Here is a 20,103-nt window from a genome sequence, read left to right as displayed (position 1 = left end):
GTCCTTGTCCTGGCCGGCCGGGAAGCCGCAGCGCGGGCAGTCCCAGGTGTCCGGCACCTGCGCGTCATGGGCGAAGCTCGGCTGCGTCTCGTGCCCGTTCGAGCACCAGAAGGAGATGCGGGCGCGGGGCGCGGACTCGCCACGCTCGGCCTCCCCCATCGGCCCCGCTCCGACCCGGCTTCCCCGGATCGCGTTGCCACTTGCCACGGTCGTAACTCCCTGCGTGATGGTGCTCGAGCGATGCCCCAGTCTACGTAAGGCCCGACGCGCGTCCAGTGGAAGGAGTCACACCGTCACCGGTATGCGCGGAGACGGGTCAGCTGTCCAGTTTGACGAGCAGACCGAGGACCACGACGCACGCGAACCAGGCCAGACCGACCACGACGGTGATCCGGTCGAGGTTGCGCTCGGCGACCGAGGAGCCGCCGACGGAGGACTGCATTCCGCCACCGAACATGTCGGAGAGGCCGCCACCCTTGCCCTTGTGCATGAGCACCAGCAGCATCAGCAGCAGGCTGAAGACGATCAGAGCGATCTGGAACGCCAAAACCACGGCTGGTCCCTACTTTCCGGAATTCTTGACTACTGCGTGTACGTACACCGGGGGCCGAAGGGCGGCTAGCCCCTCCGGCCCCCGCAAGGGTACGACGGATCCGCGCTACCGCATACTCACTGGTCGCGGAAGCGGACGATCTTGACGAACTCGTCGGTGTCCAGCGCGGCGCCGCCGATGAGGGCGCCGTCCACGTCGGGCTGCGCCATGATGGCCGCGACATTGCCGGACTTCACCGAGCCGCCGTACTGGATGCGGACGGCGTCGGCCAGCTCCTGGGAGTACAGCTCGGCCAGCCGGCCACGGATCGCGCCGCAGACCTCCTGGGCGTCCTCGGGGGTGGCGACCTCGCCGGTCCCGATGGCCCAGACCGGCTCGTAGGCGATCACGATGGTCTCGGCCTGCTCGGCCGGGATGTCCTTCAGCGCGCCGTCGAGCTGCGCGAGCGTGTAGGAGACCTGGTCACCGGCCTTGCGGATGTCCAGGCCCTCGCCGACGCAGAGGATCGGCGTCAGCCCGTGCTTGAAGGCGGCCTTCACCTTGGCGTTGCAGATCTCGTCGTTCTCGCCGTGGTACTGGCGGCGCTCGCTGTGACCGACGGCCACGTACGTGCAGCGCAGCTTGGCGAGCATGGGGCCGGAGATCTCACCGGTGTACGCGCCGGAGTCGTGCGCCGAGATGTCCTGGGCGCCGTATTTGATCTTCAGCTTGTCGCCGTCGACCAGGGTCTGCACGGAGCGCAGGTCGGTGAAGGGCGCCAGGACGGCGACCTCGACGTCCTCGTAGTCCTTGTCGGCCAGGGCGAAGGAGAGCTTCTGGACGTGGGCGATGGCCTCGAGGTGGTTGAGGTTCATCTTCCAGTTGCCCGCCATCAGCGGGGTGCGGGTGGTCATGAAAGGTCAGTCCTCCAGTGCGGCGAGCCCGGGAAGCGTCTTGCCCTCGAGGTATTCGAGGCTCGCGCCGCCACCGGTCGAAATATGTCCGAAAGCATTCTCGTCGAAGCCCAGGATGCGAACGGCCGCGGCGGAGTCGCCACCGCCGACGACGCTGAAGGCCGACGAGTCGACGAGCGCCTGGGCGACCGCTCGGGTGCCGTCGGCGAAGTCGGGGTGTTCGAAGACGCCCATCGGGCCGTTCCAGAAGACGGTGGCCGCGTCGGCGAGCTTCGATGCGTAGAGCTTGTTGGTCTCCGGTCCGTTGTCCAGCCCCATCTGGCCGGCCGGCATGGCGTCGGCGGCGACGGTGGTGGGGTGGGCCGGGGCCTTGGTCTTCAGGTCCGGGAAGGACGGGGCGACCACGACGTCGACGGGGAGGACGAACTCCACGCCCTTCTCCTCGGCCCGTCGCAGGTACTCCTGGACGGCCGGGACCTGGTCCTCCTGGAGCAGCGAGCTGCCGACCTCGTGGCCCTGGGCCTTGAGGAAGGTGTACGCCATGCCGCCGCCGATGAGGATGCGGTCGGCCCGCTCCAGCAGGTGGTCGATCACGCCGAGCTTGTCGGAGACCTTGGCGCCGCCGAGGACGACCGCGTACGGCCGCTTGACGTCGGTGGTGAGCTTCTTCAGGACGCCGACCTCGGTGGCGATGAGGTAGCCCGCGTAGTGCGGGAGCCGGGCCGGGAGGTCGAAGACCGAGGCGTGCTTGCGGTGCACGGCGCCGAAGCCGTCGCCCACGTAGACGTCCGCGAGCTCGGCCAGCCGGTCGGCGAAGGCGCCGCGCTCGGCGTCGTCCTTGGACGTCTCGCCGGCGTTGAAGCGGAGGTTCTCGATGACCGCGACCTGGCCGTCGGCGAGGCCGGCGACCGCGGCGCGGGCGGACTCGCCGACCGTGTCGGTGGCGAAGGCGACCTCGGCTCCGAGGAGTTCGCCCAGGCGTGCGGCGGCGGGCGCCAGCGAGAAGGCCGGGTCCGGGGCGCCCTTGGGGCGGCCGAGGTGCGAGGCGACGACGACGCGCGCGCCGGCCTCGGCGAGCTTGGCGATCGTCGGGACGACGGCGCGGATACGGCCGTCGTCGGTGATCGTGGTGCCGTCCAGCGGCACATTGAGGTCGGCACGGACGAATACCCGCTTGCCCGCGACCCCTTCGGCGAGAAGTTCGTCGATCGTCTTCATCTGTTCCGTTTACTCCTTGGAAGGACCGATGAGCATGCTAGGCGGTGTCGGCAGACTGCCGTCGTCCGGCCGGAGGCCGGGCCGCGCGGCGTCTGGTGCGTGCGATCGCAAGGCGCCGGAATGGCCTCGAACGTGGCCTCCCCCGCTCGAGCGGAGCTGAGAGCCTGGGGAGGAGCTACTTGGCCATTCCGGCAACGTTGCGAGCGTGCGTGCCGGACGCCGGGCGGCAGACGGCAGTCTGTCGACACGGCCTAGGGGCTCGACCCGCGCTCCGTTGCGCCGGTCGAGCCCCTTCGCTTACATCGATGTGCCTGCCGGCCCGAGGATCAGAGCTGCTCGCCGACGAAGACCGTGAGGTCGACGAGGCGGTTGGAGTAGCCCCACTCGTTGTCGTACCAGCCGAGGATCTTCACCGTGTTGCCCTCCTGGACCATGGTCAGGGAGGAGTCGAAGGTGCAGGACGACGGGTCGCCGACGATGTCCGAGGAGACGATCGGGTCCTCGGTGTACGTCAGGAAGCCCTTGAGGGCGCCGTCGTCGGAGGCCTTCTTGAACGCGGCGTTGACCTCGTCCTTGGTGACCTCGCGCTGGAGGGTGACGACCAGGTCGGTGGCGGAGCCGGTCGGGACCGGGACGCGCATCGCGATGCCGTCGAGCTTGCCCTTGAGCTGCGGGAGGACCAGGGCGGTGGCCTTGGCGGCGCCGGTGGTGGTCGGGATGATGTTCTCGGCGGCGGCGCGGGCGCGACGCAGGTCCGAGTGCGGGAAGTCCAGGATCCGCTGGTCGTTGGTGTACGCGTGGACCGTCGTCATCAGGCCCTTGACGATGCCGAAGTTCTCGTCGAGAACCTTGGCCATCGGCGCCACACAGTTGGTGGTGCAGGAGGCGTTGGAGATGACGTTGTGGTTGGCCGCGTCGTACTGGTCCTGGTTGACGCCCATCACGATGGTGATGTCCTCGTCCTTGGCCGGAGCCGAGATGAGGACCTTCTTGGCGCCGCCCGCGATGTGCTTCTCGGCGTCGGCCTTCTTGGTGAAGATGCCGGTCGACTCGATGACGATGTCGACGCCCAGCTCACCCCAGGGGATGTCGGCCGGGTTGCGCTCCGAGAGCACCTTGACGGTGTGACCATCGACGGTGATGGTGTCGGCGGTGTGGCTGACCTCTGCCTTGAGACGACCCAGAATGGTGTCGTACTTCAGCAGGTGGGCCGTGGTCGCAGTGTCACCCAGGTCGTTGACAGCCACGATCTCGATGTCCGCACCCTGCTCGAGCAGCGCGCGGAAGTAGTTGCGACCGATGCGGCCGAAGCCGTTGATGCCTACGCGGATCGTCACGAACCGATCTCCTCGTTAGGTACGCCGGTTTTCGACGCCGGCGAGTTGTATAGGGATGTCCCCGACCGCTTCCGACCCTACCTCTCCGAGGGCCCGGGGGTGACATCGAGAGGGCCACCGCACGCCACCGGATACGCGTGGAGATCCGTACTCGTCAGTAGGAGTACGGACCTCCGTTTGCCCCGCCGGGACCAACGTCCCCTGCCCGTCGACGAGTCAGCCGACCAGGCCGTCGGCGAGCTCCTCGCTGAGGGTCGACTCGGTCCCCGGGATACCCAGGTCCTGGGCCCGCTTGTCGGCCATCGCCAGCAGCCGGCGGATCCGGCCGGCGACCGCGTCCTTGGTCAGCGGCGGGTCGGCGAGCGCGCCCAGCTCCTCCAGGGAGGCCTGCTTGTGCTCCATGCGGAGCCGTCCCGCGGCGGCCAGGTGCTCGGGGACCTCCTCGCCGAGGATCTCCAGCGCGCGCCCCACCCGGGCCCCGGCGGCGACCGCCGCGCGGGCCGAGCGGCGCAGGTTCGCGTCGTCGAAGTTGGCGAGCCGGTTGGCCGTGGCGCGGACCTCGCGCCGCATCCGGCGCTCCTCCCAGGCGAGCACCGCGTCGTGCGCGCCGAGCCGGGTCAGCAGGGCGCCGATCGCGTCGCCGTCGCGGACGACCACGCGGTCCACGCCGCGCACCTCGCGGGCCTTGGCCGCGATGGAGAGCCGGCGCGCCGCCCCGACCAGGGCGAGAGCCGCCTCCGGCCCCGGGCAGGTGACCTCCAGCGAGGAGGAGCGGCCGGGCTCGGTGAGCGAGCCGTGGGCCAGGAACGCTCCGCGCCAGGCCGCCTCGGCGTCGCAGGTGGCCCCCGAGACCACCTGCGGGGGCAGCCCGCGGATCGGACGGCCGCGGCCGTCCACGAGACCGGTCTGGCGGGCCAGCTGGTCGCCGCCCGCCACCACCCGTACGACGAAGCGCGAGCCGCGGCGCAGTCCGCCGGGGGCCATCACGATCAGCTCCGAGCTGTGCCCGAAGATCTCCAGGATGTCGCGCTTGAGGCGGCGGGCGGCGTTGCCGGTGTCCAGCTCCGCCTCGATCACAATCCGCCCGCTCACCAGGTGCAGGCCGCCCGCGAACCGAAGAATCGCCGAGACCTCTGCTTTCCTGCAGCAGGTCCGGGTGACGGGAAGATGAGAGATTTCGTTCTTCACCGCTGGCGTCATCGCCATGGGCCGATCCTTCCATGCATCCGAAAAATACGGTCGTACGCGGCGGCCAACAGCTCCTGATCATGGACCGGAACGCCGTCGGGCGATGCCACCGGCGCCAGCTCGACCGCGGCTCCGAGCCGTAGGGCGGCATCGGCGAGTGACTCACGGTCGGGCACGGCGGCCTCGTCGGCCAGCACCACGTCCAAGGCGAGTTTAGGGGCGTGTCGCCCCAAAACCTCCAAATGACGCTGCGGTGAGAAGCCTTCTGTTTCACCGGGCTGGGGTGCGAGGTTCAACGAGAGGACCTTGCGGGCCTTCGTGGTGACCAGCGCGTCGAGCAGTTCCGGCACGAGCAGGTGCGGGATCACCGAGGAGAACCAGGAGCCGGGGCCGAGCACCACCCAGTCGGCGTCCAGGACCGCTTCCACGGCCTCCGGGACGGCCGGCGGGTCGGGCGGGACCACGTGCACGGACTGCACCTCGCCGGGCGTGAGCGCCACCGTGGCCTGGCCGCGCACGGTGACGATCGCGTCGGGGAGGTCGGGGTCGTGGCCCTTGACCAGCGCCTGGAGCTCCAGCGGGACGGCCGACATCGGCAGCACCCGCCCGTGCGCGCCGAGCAGCTTGCCGACCAGGTCGAGCGCCTGTACGTGGTCGCCGAGCTGCTCCCAGAGGGCCACGATCAGCAGATTGCCGACCGCGTGCTCGTGGAGGTCGCCCTTGGACTCGAAGCGGTGCTGGATGACCCGGGACCAGGTGCGGCCCCAGTCGTCGTCGCCGCACAGCGCGGCGAGCGCCTTGCGCAGGTCGCCGGGGGGCAGCACGCCCAGCTCCTCGCGCAGCCGGCCGCTGGAGCCGCCGTCGTCGGCGACGGTGACCACGGCCGTGAGATCGCCGGTGATCCGGCGCAGCGCCGCCAGGGAAGCCGAGAGCCCCATGCCGCCGCCGAGCGCGACGACCTTGGGCTGAGCACCGCGTTTGCGGCCGGAGAGCGCCGAGGTGGCGCGGCTCAGGCGTCGCATCCGCAGATTGCGTCCGGTCACTCTCGCCCCATGTCGCGGTGGACGAGGACGGTCTCGACCCCTTCGGCGGCGAGGCGGGCCGAGAGCTTCTCCGACATGGCGACGGAGCGGTGCTTGCCGCCGGTGCAGCCGACGGCGATGGTCACGTACCGCTTGCCCTCGCGGCGGTAGCCGGCGGCGATCAGCTGGAGCAGCTCGGTGTACTGGTTGAGGAACTCCTTGGCGCCCGGCTGGTCGAAGACGTAGTCGGACACCTCCTCGTTGACGCCGGTGAAGGGGCGCAGCTCGGGGACCCAGTGCGGGTTGGGCAGGAAGCGGCAGTCGACGACCAGGTCGGCGTCGACGGGCAGGCCGTACTTGTAGCCGAAGGACATCACCGTGGCGCGCAGCTCCGGCTCCGACTCGCCCGCGAACTGGGCGTCCATCTTTGCCCGCAGCTCGTGCACGTTGAGGCTGGAGGTGTCGATGACCAGGTCGGCGTCGCCGCGCAGCTCGCGCAGCAGGTCGCGCTCGGCCGCGATGCCGTCGACGATGCGGCCGTCGCCCTGGAGGGGGTGCGGCCGGCGGACGGACTCGAAGCGGCGCACGAGAGCGTCGTCGGAGGACTCCAGGAAGACGATCCGCCGGGTGACGTGCTTGGCCTCCAGGTCCGCGAGGGACTCGCGGAGGTTGTCGAAGAAGCGCCGGCCGCGTACGTCGACGACGACGGCGATCCGGGCCACGTTGCCCTGTGAGCGGGCGCCGAGCTCCACCATGGTGGGGATCAGCGCGGGCGGCAGGTTGTCGACGACGAACCAGCCGAGGTCCTCCAGACACTTGGCGGCGGTGCTGCGGCCGGCGCCCGACATCCCGGAGATGATCACCAGCTCGGGGATGGCCGCCTCACCCGTCTCGTTCGGGGTGCTCGTACTCACGTCTGCTGCTCCGTCTGCTCGGTCGGTGTCGATGTCGGTTTCCGCGGTGTTCCGTGCGGTCTCGTGGCTGTTCTCGGTCATGAGCTGCCCCCGTCGTCCTCTTCAATGATCTCTCCTGTGGCCGTGTTCACGGCAGGTGCCGCGGGAGTGGTCGAGGCGAGGGCGGCGGCCACCGACTCCGCCGTCCTTCGCCCTATCCCGGGAACCTCACAGATCTCGTCGATTGTCGCTTGCCGGAGCTTCTTCACCGAGCCGAAATGCTTGATGAGGGCCTGCTTCCGGGTCTCGCCGAGGCCGGACACGTCGTCGAGGGGGCTGCTGCGGAAGCGCTTGGCGCGTTTGGCCCGCTGGTAGGTGATGGCGAAGCGGTGGGCCTCGTCCCGGACGCGCTGGAGGAGGTAGAGGCCCTCGCTGGAGCGGGGCAGGACGACGGGGTCGTCGTCATCGGGGAGCCAGACCTCTTCCAGGCGCTTGGCGAGGCCGCAGACCGCGATGTCGTCGATGCCCAGCTCGTCCAGGGCGCGCTTGGCTGCGGCCACCTGGGGCTGCCCGCCGTCGACGACGACGAGTTGCGGCGGGTAGGCGAACCGCTTGGGGCGGCCGTCCTCGTCGGTGAGGGAGGCGGTGACCTCGCCGCCCTCCGTGGCGTCCTGCTCCTCGGTCCACTCGCCGGTGCGCTCCCGGTCGCTCAGGTAGCGGCGGAAACGGCGGGTGATCACCTCGTGCATCGAGCGGACGTCGTCCTGGCCCTCGAAGCCCTTGATCTGGAAGCGGCGGTACTCGCTCTTGCGGGCGAGGCCGTCCTCGAAGACGACCATGGAGGCCACCACGTCGTCGCCCTGGAGGTGGGAGATGTCGTAGCACTCGATGCGCAGCGGCGCGGTGTCCAGGCCCAGCGCCTCGGCGATCTCCTCCAGGGCGCGGGAACGGGTGGTCAGGTCGGAGGCGCGCTTGGTCTTGTGCAGTCCGAGCGCCTGCTGGGCGTTGCGCTGGACGGTGACCATGAGGTCCTTCTTGTCGCCGCGCTGCGGGATGCGCAGGCTGACCTGGGAGCCCCGGCGCTCGGCGAGCCACTGGGAGACCGCTTCGGCGTCCTCGGGCAGGGCGGGGACCAGGACCTCCTTGGGGACGGCGTCGCCGCGCTCCTCCCCGTACAACTGCTGGAGGGCGTGCTCGACGAGGCCGGAGGTGTCGACCGCCTCGACCTTGTCGGTGACCCAGCCGCGCTGGCCGCGCACCCGGCCGCCGCGCACGTGGAAGATCTGGAGAGCGGCCTCCAGCTCGTCCTCGGCGACGGCGATCAGGTCGGCGTCGGTGGCGTCGGCGAGGACGACGGCGCTCTTCTCCATGGCCCGCTTGAGGGCCTCGGCGTCGTCGCGGAGGCGGGCCGCCCGCTCGTACTCCATCTCCTCGGCCGCCTGCATCATGTCCTTCTCCAGGCGGCGGATGTACGTGCCCGTGCGGCCGGCCATGAAGTCGCAGAAGTCGTCGGCCAGCTCCCGGTGTTCCTCGGGGGTGACCCGGCCGACGCAGGGGGCCGAGCACTTGCCGATGTAACCCAGCAGGCAGGGGCGGCCGGTGCGCGCGGCGTTCTTGAAGACCCCGGCGGAGCAGGTGCGGACGGGGAAGACGCGGAGCATCAGGTCGACCGTCTCGCGGATCGCCCAGGCGTGACCGTACGGACCGAAGTAGCGCACGCCCTTCTTCTTGGCGCCGCGCATGACCTGGACGCGGGGGAACTCCTCGTTGAGCGTGACCGCGAGATAGGGGTAGCTCTTGTCGTCCCGGTACTTGACGTTGAACCGGGGGTCGAACTCCTTGATCCAGGAATACTCCAGCTGGAGCGCCTCGACCTCGGTGGAGACGACCGTCCACTCGACGGAGGCGGCGGTGGTGACCATCGTGCGCGTACGCGGATGGAGATGGGCCAGGTCCTGGAAGTAGTTGGCCACGCGTTGGCGCAGGTTCTTGGCCTTCCCGACGTAGATCACCCGGCGGTGCTCGTCGCGGAATTTGTAGACCCCCGGGGAGTCGGGGATCTGTCCCGGCTTGGGGCGGTAGCTGGAGGGGTCTGCCATGTCTCACACCCTACTTGCGGGCAGTGACAGCGCGTCGTCCTCACGTGTTGCCGGGGGCGGTACCGCGCTCCGGGGTGCCGTGGGGTGTTCGCACCCCGGAGCGCGGGCCTGTGGGCCGGTGGAGCCGCCGCTCAGGCGTCCGTGGCCGGGGATCGCCCGGCACGGTTCCGGCGGCGCAGCGCGGCGGCCCCGCAGAGGGCCAGGGCGAGCAGTGCCCCGGCCCCGGCGGTCGTGGACACGGCGGTCAGGGCCGTGTCCGGCGAACCGGACGCCGGGCCGGCGAGCGCGGGGCTGCCGGCGGTGTCCGGGGCCGGGTCCGCGGCCGGACCCCGGACCGGGCCGGGGGCGGCCGCCGGGGCTCCCCCGGTGCCGGTGACCGCGTCGGGGCCGTAGCCGCCGGCCTTGCCGGAGCGGGCGTATCCGGAGCCGGGCAGCTTGTCGCCGTACGCCTCCTGGACCCGGGTCCGGTAGGCGTCGAGCGTGGTGCCCTTCGCTCCCACGGCGGTCTTCGCGTCCTGGTCGAGCGGGAGGACCCGGGAGCCGCTGTGGACGTACCAGGCGTCGATCTGCGGTTCGCGGAACACGGTGCCGCCGGGCAGCGCGCGGGCCCCCTGGGCGACGTATCGGGCCTCGTCGTCACCGGTGGCGATGTTCACCACCTGCCACCGGTCACCCCCGTCCGTCCCGGGGACGGTCCACAGGGAGGCCTTCTGGCCGTCGGAGGAGACGGCGGTGCTGGCCAGGTAGTCCAGGGTGCTCGGGGCGGCCCCGGGCTTTCCGGCGACGAAGGCGGCGGAGAGCGTGCGGACGGGAACGGCCTTCCCCTCGATACGGGGTGCGCTCGCGGCCCTGCTCACCGCGCCCTCCCGGGCGAAGAACCGGGAGAGGGTGTCCAGGGTCGCGGGCTCGGTGGCGGCCTCGTGGGCCGCTGCGAGGGTGGCGGCGGTCGCTCTCGGCGGGGCCGCCCGGCCGTCGTCGGCGAGGGCGGGAGCGGCGGCGGTGAACAGGGCGGCGCCGGTGAGGGCGGTGGCGACGGCGATGCGCCGGGTGGTGGAGTTCATGACCTCACGCCCCGATCCGGTAGAGCGAGTGGGTCCAGGAGAACTCGTTGTTGTTGACGTACCAGGCGTGCGAGGCCCAGTTGTAGCGGTCGCTGGAGGGCCACGGATCGCCCCAGTAGACCCAGCTGTTGGCGTCGTCGTACCCGTAGATGACGTGCATGTGGCCGCCGCCGGACGACCACTGGATGCGGGTCTCGATGGGGCGCTGGGCGGATATCTCGGCCTGCACGGTCGGGTACCGCAGCCAGCCGGTGACGTAACTGCCGGGCCTGACCCCGGCCCAGGACAGTCCGGTCTGGACGTTGCCGAGAGTGGCCTGCGAGTTGGGGCACTGGGAGTTCTGGCTGCGGTTGAAGGCGGCGTTGCAGAACTGGTTCTGGGAGTAGCCGCGGCCGAACCAGGCGGCGATGGTGTTGCCGCCGGCCGCCCAGCACCAGTTGGTCTGCTGTTGCGCCTGCATGGTGATGTTGAGCCGCTGGGCGGCGGCGACGGTGGAGCCCGCCCCGTCCGGGGACGGGGCGGCGGTGGCGGTGGCGGTGCCCGCGGGGACGGCGAGCAGGACGGCGGCCAGGAGGGCGGTGAACGAGAACCTTCCGGGCCTGACTCTTCGGTTGCGCATGGCGTTCCTCCCAATGCGGGGGTGGGGATCGGAGGAGCGCGTCCGGACGCTGACGATGAGCATCCGGCGTTGTCCGGAGCAGGTCAACACGCTTCAATGCGAGGTGACATCACGGTGTGAACGGCACGGCGTCCGTGTGAACGGCGCTGTCCCGGTCACCTGCTCCCCCGCATCCCCCGGGGGCCGGTGTCGCCACTCCCCACGTGAACGTTCACCGGAGGCCCGCCATGCGGCAGACCGAGACCGAACTGGCGCAGGTGCTGCGGACCGGACCGTTCCATCTGGCGTTGCGCACCGCTCTGTCGGTGCGCGGGCTGCCGCTCCAGCGGGTGCAGCACCATCTGGCGCACCGGGGCGTCAAGCTCGGGGTGACCAGCCTCAGTTACTGGCAGCAGGGGGTGCGCCGGCCCCGGCGGGCCGAGTCGTTGCGGGCCGTTCGGGCGCTGGAGGAGGTGCTCGCGCTGCCGGACGACTCGCTGCTGCGGCTGCTGCGCGACGGTGACGCCCCGGCGGACGGGGACCGTCCGGCGGCCCGTTCGTACCGGTCGCTCATGGAGGCGTCGGGCTCGGTGGAGCGGCTCCTCGCGGCGATGGAGTCACCCGTGGACGGCGGCCTGCACACCGTGGGGCACCAGGAGCGGGTACGGATCGGGGCGCGGCGCGAGCTGGCGGGCCGCACGTCGCAGCATGTGGTGCGCGCGCACCGGGACGGCGTCGACCGCTACCTCGCGGTCCACCGGGGCGACCCGGGCTGCGACCCGTCGCGGATCGCGGTGAGGTCACTGGAGAACTGCCGGACGGGCCGGGTCCGCTGGGACCTGGACGCCGGGGTGCTGGTGGCGGAGCTGCTCTTCGACACCCGGTTGCGGTCCGGTGAGACGTACCTCTTCGGCTACGGCTTCGAGGACGGCACGGGCGGGGCCGGCGGAGAGTATGTGCGCGGCTTCACCTTCGGGGGCGGGCAGTACGTGCTTCAGGTCGGCTTCGACGAGGCGGCGCTCCCGGTGCGGTGCCGCCGGTTCGCCCAGGCGTCGGCGGGGGCGGCGCGCGGGGCCCGCGAGGACCTCACGCTGACCGGCCGGCACCGGACCGTGCACCTGGTGGAGGAGAGCGTACGGCCCGGCCTGATCGGGGTCGACTGGGACTGGGATTGAGGCCTCGACCCGACGGCCGGCCTTCGGGCGCCGGGGCCCGGCTACGTGTGGGGCGCCGGACCGCGATGACGCGTCGAGGCGCTGTCGCGCGTCAGGCGTCGGGGCCCGCGACGAGCTTTCCGCCCTCGGCGGTGACCGGGACGGCGGGCAGCGGCACGGTGGCCGGGCCCTTCACCGGCTTGCCGGTGGTCATGTCGAAGCGGCTGCCGTGGCAGGGGCAGTGGCCCTCGGTGCCCTCGACCTTGTCCAGGACACAGCCGCCGTGGGTGCACTGGGCGCTGAACGCCTTGTACTCGCCCTTCGCCGGGCAGACGACGACCACGCGCTGTTCGCGGTAGAGCTTCGCCCCGCCGACGGGCACCTCGGAGGCGGCCCCGAGGTCGACGGGGGCGGTGGGGGTGGGGTTCTTGGCGTGGCCGAGCTTGGACTCGGTGGAGCAGGCGGCCGCTCCCAGCCCGGCGGCGCCGGCGAGCGCGGCGCCCTTCAGCACGGTACGGCGGGCGGCGGGCAGGCCGGGCATGCGGACTCCACGGGTTGTTGTTCGGGGTGGATCACGGTGGGGCTGGTCGTCATGGGGTGGATCACGGCGGATCCGCGTCGCCGGACAGGGCGGGGCGGCGACGGCGGCCCCGCGTGCCGGTGACAGAACCGACGATACCGGCGGGGATCGGAAGCCCTGCGACCGGGCCGGAGCGCCTGCCCGGACGGGCGACGGCGGCCCCCTTCGTGCTGTGGGGGCCGCCGTCGTCGACGAAGGCCTGTCCGGCCGTTCCCGCCATGGCCCGCACGGCGTCGTGAGGAGGGCGGGAATGGCCGGACAGACCCTAGGGGCGAGCGGCTGCCGGTCCGGGCGACCGCTCGGGCCCCGTTCAGGCCTTGCGGGCGCGGGTGGTCTTCTTCGCGGTGGCGGCGGCCTTGGCCGTGCCCGCCTTGGCGCCCGTGGCGTTCGCCCTGGTCGCCGCGGCCTTCTTGGCCGCGGCGGCCGTCTTCTTCGCCGGGGCGGTCTTGCGGGCGGCCGTCTTGCGGGCCGTTCCCCGCCCGGAGGGCACCGCGGCCTCGCTGATGCGGTCCGCGTCCAGGACTCCCTGGAGGAACTTCCCGGTGTGGCTGGCGGGGACCGAGGCGACCTGCTCCGGCGTCCCCTCGGCCACCACCAGGCCACCGCCGTTGCCGCCCTCGGGGCCCATGTCGACGACCCAGTCGGCGGTCTTGATGACATCGAGGTTGTGCTCGATGACGATGACCGTGTTGCCCTTGTCCACCAGGCCCGAGAGCACGGTGATCAGCTTGCTGATGTCCTCGAAGTGCAGACCGGTGGTCGGCTCGTCCAGGACGTAGACCGTGCGTCCGGTCGAGCGCTTCTGGAGCTCGCTCGCCAGCTTGACGCGCTGCGCCTCACCCCCGGAGAGGGTCGGCGCGGACTGGCCGAGCCGCACATAGCCGAGGCCGACCTCATGGAGCGTACGGAGGTGGCGGGCGATCGTGGGGACGGCCTCGAAGAAGTCCAGGCCCTCCTCGATCGGCATGTCCAGCACCTCGGCGATGGACTTGCCCTTGTAGTGGACCTCCAGGGTCTCCCGGTTGTAGCGCGCTCCGTGGCAGACCTCGCACGGGACGTACACGTCGGGCAGGAAGTTCATCTCGATCTTGATCGTGCCGTCGCCGGAGCAGTTCTCGCAGCGGCCGCCCTTGACGTTGAAGGAGAAGCGGCCCGGCAGATAGCCGCGCACCTTCGCCTCCATCGTCTCGGCGAAGAGCCGGCGGACGTGGTCGAAGACTCCGGTGTACGTCGCCGGGTTGGACCGGGGGGTCCGGCCGATCGGCGACTGGTCGACGTGCACCACCTTGTCGACGAGGTCGTCGCCGTCGACCCGGGTGTGGCGGCCGGGGACCGACTTGGCGCCGTTCAGCTCGCGGGCCAGGTGGGTGTAGAGGATGTCGTTGACCAGCGTCGACTTCCCGGACCCGGAGACGCCCGTGACGGCGGTGAGGACGCCGAGCGGGAACGAGACGTCGATGTCCTGGAGGTTGTTCTCCCGGGCGCCGTGCACGGTGAGACGGCGGGCCGGGTCGACCGGGCGACGGATGTCGGGGGTCGTGATGGACCGCTTGCCGGATAGATACTGGCCGGTGATGGACTCCTTGTTGGCCAGGAGTTCCTTGAGCGAGCCGGAGTGGACGACCTTGCCGCCGTGCTCACCCGCGCCGGGGCCGATGTCGACGACCCAGTCGGCGACCTTGATGGTGTCCTCGTCGTGCTCGACGACGATGAGCGTGTTGCCCATGTCGCGGAGCCGGACCAGGGTCTCGATGAGCCGGTGGTTGTCGCGCTGGTGCAGGCCGATGGACGGCTCGTCCAGGACGTACAGCACGCCGACCAGGCCGGAGCCGATCTGGGTCGCCAGCCGGATGCGCTGGGCCTCGCCGCCGGACAGGGTGCCGGCCGCGCGGTTCAGCGACAGATAGTCCAGGCCGACGTCGACGAGGAACTTCAGCCGCTCGTTGACCTCCTTGAGCACCCGCTCGGCGATCTTCTTGTCGCGGGCGTTCAGCTTGAGGCGGCCGAGGAACTCGGCGCACTCGCTGATCGACATCGCGGAGACCTCCGCGATGGACTTCTCCATGACCGTCACCGCGAGCACGATCGGCTTCAGCCGGGTGCCTTCGCAGGTGGGGCAGGGCACCTCGCGCATGTAGCCCTCGAACCGCTCCCGGCTGGAGTCGCTCTCGGCCTCGGTGTGGCGCCTCTTGACGAACTGCACCGCGCCTTCGAAGGCGGGGGTGGTGTAGGCGCGCTCGCGCCCGTAGCGGTTGCGGTAGCGGACCTCGGTCTGGATCTTGTGGCCGAAGAGCAGGGCCTTCTTGGCCCGCTGCGGCAGCCCCGCCCAGGGGATGTCCGTACGGAAGCCGAGGGCTTCGGAGAGCGCGCCGATCAGGCGGCCGAAGTACTCCTTGGTGTGGCCGTGGGACCAGGGGTGGATCGCGCCCTCGTCGAGGGACTTCTCCTCGTCCGGGACGATCAGCTCCGGGTCGACCTCCATGCGCGTGCCGATGCCGGTGCAGTCGGGGCAGGCGCCGAAAGGCGAGTTGAAGGAGAAGGAGCGCGGCTCCAGCTCCTCGAAGGAGAGGTCGTCGTACGGGCAGTAGAGGTGCTCGGAGAACATCCGCTCGCGCTCGGGGTCGTCCTCGGGGAGGTCGACGAAGTCGAGCACGACCATGCCGCCGGAGAGGCCGAGCGCGGTCTCGACCGAGTCGGTCAGGCGGCGCTTGGCACTGTCCTTGACGGTGAGGCGGTCGACGACCACCTCGATGGTGTGCTTCTCCTGCTTCTTGAGCGTGGGCGGCTCGGCGAGCTGAATGGTGGCGCCGTCGACCCTGGCCCGGCTGTAGCCCTTGGTCTGGAGGTCGGCGAAGAGGTCGACGAACTCGCCCTTGCGCTCGCGCACCAGCGGCGAGAGGACCTGGAAGCGGCTGCCCTCCGGCAGGCCGAGGACCTTGTCGACGATGGCCTGCGGCGACTGGCGGGAGATGGGGCGATGGCACTCGGGGCAGTGCGGCTTGCCGATCCTGGCGAAGAGCAGCCGGAGGTAGTCGTAGACCTCGGTGATGGTGCCGACCGTCGAGCGCGGATTGCGCGAGGTCGACTTCTGGTCGATGGAGACGGCCGGCGAGAGACCTTCGATGAAGTCGACGTCCGGCTTGTCCATCTGGCCGAGGAACTGCCGGGCGTACGAGGAGAGCGACTCGACGTAGCGGCGCTGCCCCTCGGCGAAGATCGTGTCGAACGCGAGGGACGACTTGCCCGACCCGGAGAGCCCGGTGAAGACGATGAGGGAGTCGCGGGGCAGGTCGAGCGAGACGTTCTTCAGGTTGTGCTCGCGCGCGCCACGGACGATGAGACGGTCGGCCACGCCGGTCCGCACCTTTCTAGAGAGAAGCGGGGGGAACTGAGCCCCTCTCCCAGGGTATGGGGGGCGCCACAGCGGTGTAAGAAGCTTTCGATTCCGAGCGTATAGCACGCACATTCGATTTACGGCCGCCCTCGGACTCCTTCACCCGAATGAGTGGCAGAGCTAGGCTCGGCCGCATGATTGATCACGCGCACGACCTGGGAGCTGTACGCGAAGCGACCGAACGACTGCTCGACGCAGTCGGCAAACTGGACAACGCCTCGGTCGCCGGGGCGTCACGGCTTCCCGGATGGAGCCGGGGCCATGTGCTGGCCCACCTGTCACGTAACGCCGACGCGATCGGAAATGTTCTCCGGGGCCTCCCGATGTACGCGAGCAGCGAAACCCGGGACGCGGACATCGCCGTCGGCGCCCCCCGCCCGGCGGCCGAGCAGCTGGCCGATCTGCGGCAGACCGCGGACGCGTTCCTGGCGGTCTCCGCCGAACCGGCCGACTGGACCCGGACGGTCACCCTGCGCAACGGGGTGACGGACTCCGCGGCCCGGGTCCCCTTCCGTCGCTGGGTCGAGGTGGAACTGCACCACGTCGACCTCGACATCGGCTACGAGCTGGAGGACCTGCCCGCCGAGTTCGTGGAGCGGGAGATCGCCTTCCTCGCCGATCGCTTCCTGGGCAACGACGGCGTGCCCGCCACCGGGCTGACCGACCTCGACGGCCGCACCTGGAGCACCGGCGGCGGCCCGCCGAGCGAACTGGTGACGGTGCAGGGGCCCGCCGTGGAGCTGCTGGGCTGGCTCTGCGGACGCCGTGACGGCTCCGCCCTGACCGTGGCCGGCGGCCCGTTGCCCGCGCTGCCCCCGCTATAGGCTGAGCCGTATGACGTACAGCGGAGCGGTGAAGGTCGGCGGACCGGCGAGCGTGCACGAACTGACGGATCTGATGATCTCCAAGGTCGCCGTCGGCGGGATGAACAACAACGCCTATCTGCTGCGCTGCCGGGCGACCGGCGAGCAGGCGCTGATCGACGCGGCCGCCGAGCCGGAGACGCTACTGGCGCTGATCGGTGACGACGGGATCGCCTCCGTCGTCACCACGCACCGGCACGGGGACCACTGGCAGGCTCTGGCCCAGGTGGTCGGGGCAACCGGCGCCCGGACGTACGCGGGCCGCTACGACGCCGAGGGCATCCCGGTCCCGACCGACGTCCTGGTCGAGGACGGCGACACGATCACCGTCGGCCGGGTCGTGCTGACCGCCCGCCATCTGGCCGGTCACACCCCGGGCTCCATCGCCCTGATCTACGACGACCCGCACGGCGCCCCGCATCTCTTCACCGGGGACTGCCTCTTCCCCGGCGGAGTCGGGAACACGCGTCAGGATCCCGAGGCCTTCACCAGCCTTCTGAACGACGTCGAGACGAAGCTGTTCGGCCGGCTGCCCGACGAGACGTGGGTCTATCCGGGCCACGGGCACGACACAACGCTCGGCGACGAGCGGCCCCAGCTGCCCGAGTGGCGCGCCCGCGGCTGGTAGGCCACGCGGGCGCCCCCGCGCGCCTCTCGTCGGCGCATACCCCTCGTACGCATACACGGCAGCGGCCGGGGCGGACGGCCTTCGCCGTTCCCGCCCCGGCCGCTGCCGGTGTGTCCCTGTGCCGCCCGGGGCGGCCCCGGGTCAGCTGCTGACGCTCTTGCTCTCCTCTTCGGACGGTCCGGCGGCCTCCGCCTTCCGGGCCTCCTCCGCCTCGGCCGCGGCCGTCTTCTTGCTGGCGATGAGGCTGGTGATCGTGGTGATCACCAGGACACCGCCGATGACGGCGAGGGAGAACGGGATGGTCACGACGGGCACGTGCACGCCGTTCTCGTGCAGGGCGTGCAGCACCAGCTTGACGCCGATGAAGCCAAGGATCACCGACAGGCCGTAGCTGAGGTGGACCAGCTTCTTCAGCAGACCGCCGATGAGGAAGTACAGCTGGCGCAGACCCATCAGGGCGAACGCGTTGGCCGTGAAGACGATGTACGGGTCCTGGGTCAGGCCGAAGATCGCCGGGATGGAGTCCACCGCGAACAGCACGTCGGTCATACCGATGGCGAGCATGACCACCATCAGCGGGGTCATGACGCGCTTGCCGTTGTTGCGGATGAAGAGCTTGGTGCCGTGGTACTTGTCGGCGACGCCGAAGCGGTGCTCGATGGACTTCAGGAGGCGGTTCTCCTCCCAGTCCTCGTCGTCCTCGTCGGCCCGCGCCTCCTGGATGAGCTTCCAGGCGGTGTAGATCAGGAACGCGCCGAAGATGTAGAACACCCACGAGAAGTTCGCGATCACGGCGGCGCCGGCGGCGATGAAGATCGCCCGGAGCACCAGGGCGATGAGCACACCGATCAGCAGCACGCGCTGCTGGAGGTGTGAGGGCACCGAGAACTTCGCCATGATCAGCACGAAGACGAAGAGGTTGTCGACGCTCAGCGACTTCTCGGTGATGAATCCTGCGAAGAACTCGCCGGAGGCCTGGCTCTCGCCGAAGACCATGAGGCCGGCTCCGAAGAGAACGGCCAGCGCGATCCAGACGATCGTCCAGATTCCGGCTTCCTTGGTCGACACGTCATGGGGCTTGCGCCCGATGAAGAAGTCGACGGCGATCAAAGTTGACAGACCAACGATGGTAAGGACCCATACGGTCCATGAAACGTCCACTGCGCCTCCGGCAGTTCGCTACGGCTACTGATCAGCGTCGTCGCTGCCGGAGGTCTCTTCCACCCTTGCACGCGATACGCGTGCCTGGACCGGCGCCCCGGGACCGATAACGGTCCGTATTGACGGGACGTCGCGTAAGGAGTACTCCCCTCCGTTCCCCGAACAGTACAGGCATCACCAAGGAAAGGTAAAGAAAAGGGTAAAGAGTTCGTCAAAACCGCAGGTCGAGACTGCCTGCTCGGTCAACGGCCGGCCGCCCGGCGAGCGGCTGCCACCGCCGCGAGCACCTGTTCCAGGACACGGCTGCCCGGCGGTAGCGCCAACGGCTCGTACGTCCAGGCGTGCCCGACCCACGGATCGGCGAGGTGGCTGTCGGCTACCGGGGTGATCCGCAAGAGCGAACGCCACAGCGGGTCGAGCACCGGCCCGTACGCACTCGCCTCCTCCCGGTCCGCGACCATCAGGAGGTGCACCCCGACCGCCGGGCCCTCGTCGGCGAGGTAGCGGAGCTGGGTGACGGCCCGGTCGTCGAAGCCGTGCGGGAAGTCGTTGACCACCAGGAGCTGCTCGCCGGTGTCCAGATCGGGCGGGAGCGAATCGGCCGCCCCGGCCCGCACCGCCATCTGCACCAGGTCCACCCGCCGGGTGAGGTGGGCGAGGACCGAGGCCACTCCCCCGGGTCCGGCGGCGGGCGGTCCGGCGAGGACGCCCGCGTCGACCAGCGGCGCGAGCGGGCCGGCCGCGGCGCCCGCCGGGTCGATGACGTGCACCGCGAACTCACCGGGGGGATACACCGCGAGCAGCCGCGCCGCGTGGGCGACCGCGGTCTCCATGGCGAGCCGGCGCAGCCGGTCCGTGTCCGTCAGGGCGGCCGCCTCGGACGCCGTCCGTCCGCTGTCCACCCAGATCCCGCGCTCCAGCGGCAGCCGGACGAGCAGCGGGATACGCAGGTCGGGGCGCTCGGGAAGGTGGAGGTCGCCGACGCGCAGCGCCATCGGTATCTCCATGGGGACGCGGTGGGCGTGCCAGACGGGGTTGCCCCAGCCGGCGTACGCGGCCGGGAGCGCGGGCTCGACGACGGCCGCCTCGGCGGCCAGCTGGGCCAGATCGCGGTCGAGGGCCTCCCTGGCCCGGGACGCCAGCTCGTCGCGCTTGGCGCGGGCCCCCTCGCGGGCACGGTCGCCCGCACCCCCGATCCGGTTGCGCGGGTCGGACAGGGCCCGGTCGAGCTCCTGGTCCATACGGGACTCGGCGAAGTCCACGGCGCTGCGGTAGGCGGCGACGGCGCGGGCCAGGTCCTCGAACATGCCCCAGATCTGGTTGTAGAGCCGCTCGTCCATCGACCAGCCGGTGGCGTCCCCGGCGACCGGCTGCGCGGCCTGTCCGGGCTGGGCCGGAGGCGCGGTGGGCGGGGGCGACGGGGGCGCGGCGTGCTGCCGGCGCGGGTGCGCGTAGTTGATG

Annotated in this window: 17 protein-coding genes and 1 pseudogene; 3 read left to right on the top strand and 15 right to left on the bottom strand. The window is 70.8% G+C overall.

The genetic code is table 11. The features are described 5' to 3' along the window. The 11 genes from HET64_RS21985 to HET64_RS21935 form a co-directional block, all read right to left on the bottom strand. On the bottom strand, positions 1–207 hold a 207-nt coding region (locus HET64_RS21985), incomplete at its 3' end, for an RNA polymerase-binding protein RbpA (RefSeq protein ID WP_215108137.1). A 109-nt stretch (positions 208–316) separates the two neighbouring features. Continuing rightward, on the bottom strand, positions 317–553 hold the full coding sequence (gene secG, locus HET64_RS21980) for a preprotein translocase subunit SecG (protein WP_003969872.1): 237 nt from the start codon (positions 551–553) through the stop codon (positions 317–319). A 116-nt stretch (positions 554–669) separates the two neighbouring features. Then, positions 670–1,446 (bottom strand): triose-phosphate isomerase, encoded by a 777-nt coding sequence (gene tpiA / locus HET64_RS21975; protein WP_215108135.1) that lies wholly within the window; start codon positions 1,444–1,446, stop codon positions 670–672. Positions 1,447–1,452: 6 nt separating this feature from the next. Then, positions 1,453–2,664, bottom strand: a complete 1,212-nt coding sequence (pgk, locus tag HET64_RS21970) for a phosphoglycerate kinase (RefSeq protein WP_215108133.1) — start codon at positions 2,662–2,664, stop codon at positions 1,453–1,455. 326 nt (positions 2,665–2,990) lie between these two features. Further along, a complete protein-coding gene (gene gap, locus HET64_RS21965; protein ID WP_103535505.1) occupies positions 2,991–4,001 on the bottom strand; it encodes a type I glyceraldehyde-3-phosphate dehydrogenase in 1,011 nt (336 codons plus the stop codon). Positions 4,002–4,217: 216 nt separating this feature from the next. Further along, on the bottom strand, positions 4,218–5,207 hold the full coding sequence (gene whiA, locus HET64_RS21960) for a DNA-binding protein WhiA (protein ID WP_003969868.1): 990 nt from the start codon (positions 5,205–5,207) through the stop codon (positions 4,218–4,220). Next, a complete protein-coding gene (gene yvcK, locus HET64_RS21955) occupies positions 5,198–6,232 on the bottom strand; it encodes a uridine diphosphate-N-acetylglucosamine-binding protein YvcK (protein WP_007448516.1) in 1,035 nt (344 codons plus the stop codon). The genes whiA and yvcK overlap by 10 nt, the downstream gene beginning before the upstream one ends. Next, a complete protein-coding gene (rapZ, locus tag HET64_RS21950; protein ID WP_215108132.1) occupies positions 6,229–7,206 on the bottom strand; it encodes an RNase adapter RapZ in 978 nt (325 codons plus the stop codon). The genes yvcK and rapZ overlap by 4 nt, the downstream gene beginning before the upstream one ends. Beyond that, positions 7,203–9,203, bottom strand: coding sequence for an excinuclease ABC subunit UvrC (gene uvrC / locus HET64_RS21945; RefSeq protein ID WP_215108131.1), 2,001 nt, complete (start codon positions 9,201–9,203; stop codon positions 7,203–7,205). Before uvrC ends, rapZ begins: the two co-directional genes overlap by 4 nt. Positions 9,204–9,334: 131 nt before the next feature. Further along, on the bottom strand, positions 9,335–10,264 hold the full coding sequence (locus tag HET64_RS21940; RefSeq protein ID WP_215108130.1) for a hypothetical protein: 930 nt from the start codon (positions 10,262–10,264) through the stop codon (positions 9,335–9,337). 4 nt (positions 10,265–10,268) lie between these two features. After that, positions 10,269–10,883: a papain-like cysteine protease family protein gene (locus HET64_RS21935; RefSeq protein WP_215108129.1), complete on the bottom strand. Its 615-nt coding sequence runs from the start codon at positions 10,881–10,883 to the stop codon at positions 10,269–10,271. Between the two features lie 227 nt (positions 10,884–11,110). Here HET64_RS21935 and HET64_RS21930 point away from each other — a divergent pair, with 227 nt between their 5' ends. After that, positions 11,111–12,037, top strand: coding sequence for a hypothetical protein (locus HET64_RS21930; RefSeq protein WP_215108128.1), 927 nt, complete (start codon positions 11,111–11,113; stop codon positions 12,035–12,037). A gap of 91 nt (positions 12,038–12,128) precedes the next feature. On the opposite strand, the gene HET64_RS21925 is transcribed toward HET64_RS21930, so the two are convergent. Both HET64_RS21925 and uvrA read right to left on the bottom strand, forming a co-directional pair. After that, complete coding sequence (locus HET64_RS21925) at positions 12,129–12,557, bottom strand: Rieske (2Fe-2S) protein (RefSeq protein ID WP_032790784.1); 429 nt, start codon at positions 12,555–12,557, stop codon at positions 12,129–12,131. 349 nt (positions 12,558–12,906) lie between these two features. Continuing rightward, positions 12,907–15,948, bottom strand: coding sequence for an excinuclease ABC subunit UvrA (uvrA, locus tag HET64_RS21920; RefSeq protein WP_215108127.1), 3,042 nt, complete (start codon positions 15,946–15,948; stop codon positions 12,907–12,909). Between the two features lie 176 nt (positions 15,949–16,124). Here uvrA and HET64_RS21915 point away from each other — a divergent pair, with 176 nt between their 5' ends. Together HET64_RS21915 and HET64_RS21910 are read left to right on the top strand one after the other, a co-directional pair. Then, complete coding sequence (locus tag HET64_RS21915; RefSeq protein ID WP_215108125.1) at positions 16,125–16,814, top strand: maleylpyruvate isomerase family mycothiol-dependent enzyme; 690 nt, start codon at positions 16,125–16,127, stop codon at positions 16,812–16,814. A gap of 10 nt (positions 16,815–16,824) precedes the next feature. After that, complete coding sequence (locus tag HET64_RS21910) at positions 16,825–17,481, top strand: MBL fold metallo-hydrolase (RefSeq protein WP_215108123.1); 657 nt, start codon at positions 16,825–16,827, stop codon at positions 17,479–17,481. 141 nt (positions 17,482–17,622) lie between these two features. On the opposite strand, the gene HET64_RS21905 is transcribed toward HET64_RS21910, so the two are convergent. Next, positions 17,623–18,642, bottom strand: coding sequence for a TerC family protein (locus tag HET64_RS21905; protein ID WP_215108121.1), 1,020 nt, complete (start codon positions 18,640–18,642; stop codon positions 17,623–17,625). A 242-nt stretch (positions 18,643–18,884) separates the two neighbouring features. Next, positions 18,885–20,103 (bottom strand): annotated as a pseudogene (locus HET64_RS21900) (export associated protein); the annotation flags it as partial.

The sequence above is a fragment of the Streptomyces sp. McG3 genome (genome assembly GCF_018619185.1).
GTDB lineage: Bacteria > Actinomycetota > Actinomycetes > Streptomycetales > Streptomycetaceae > Streptomyces.
The sequence above is the reverse complement of the archived record's forward strand: the minus strand, read 5'-3'. Positions and strand labels throughout refer to the sequence as shown.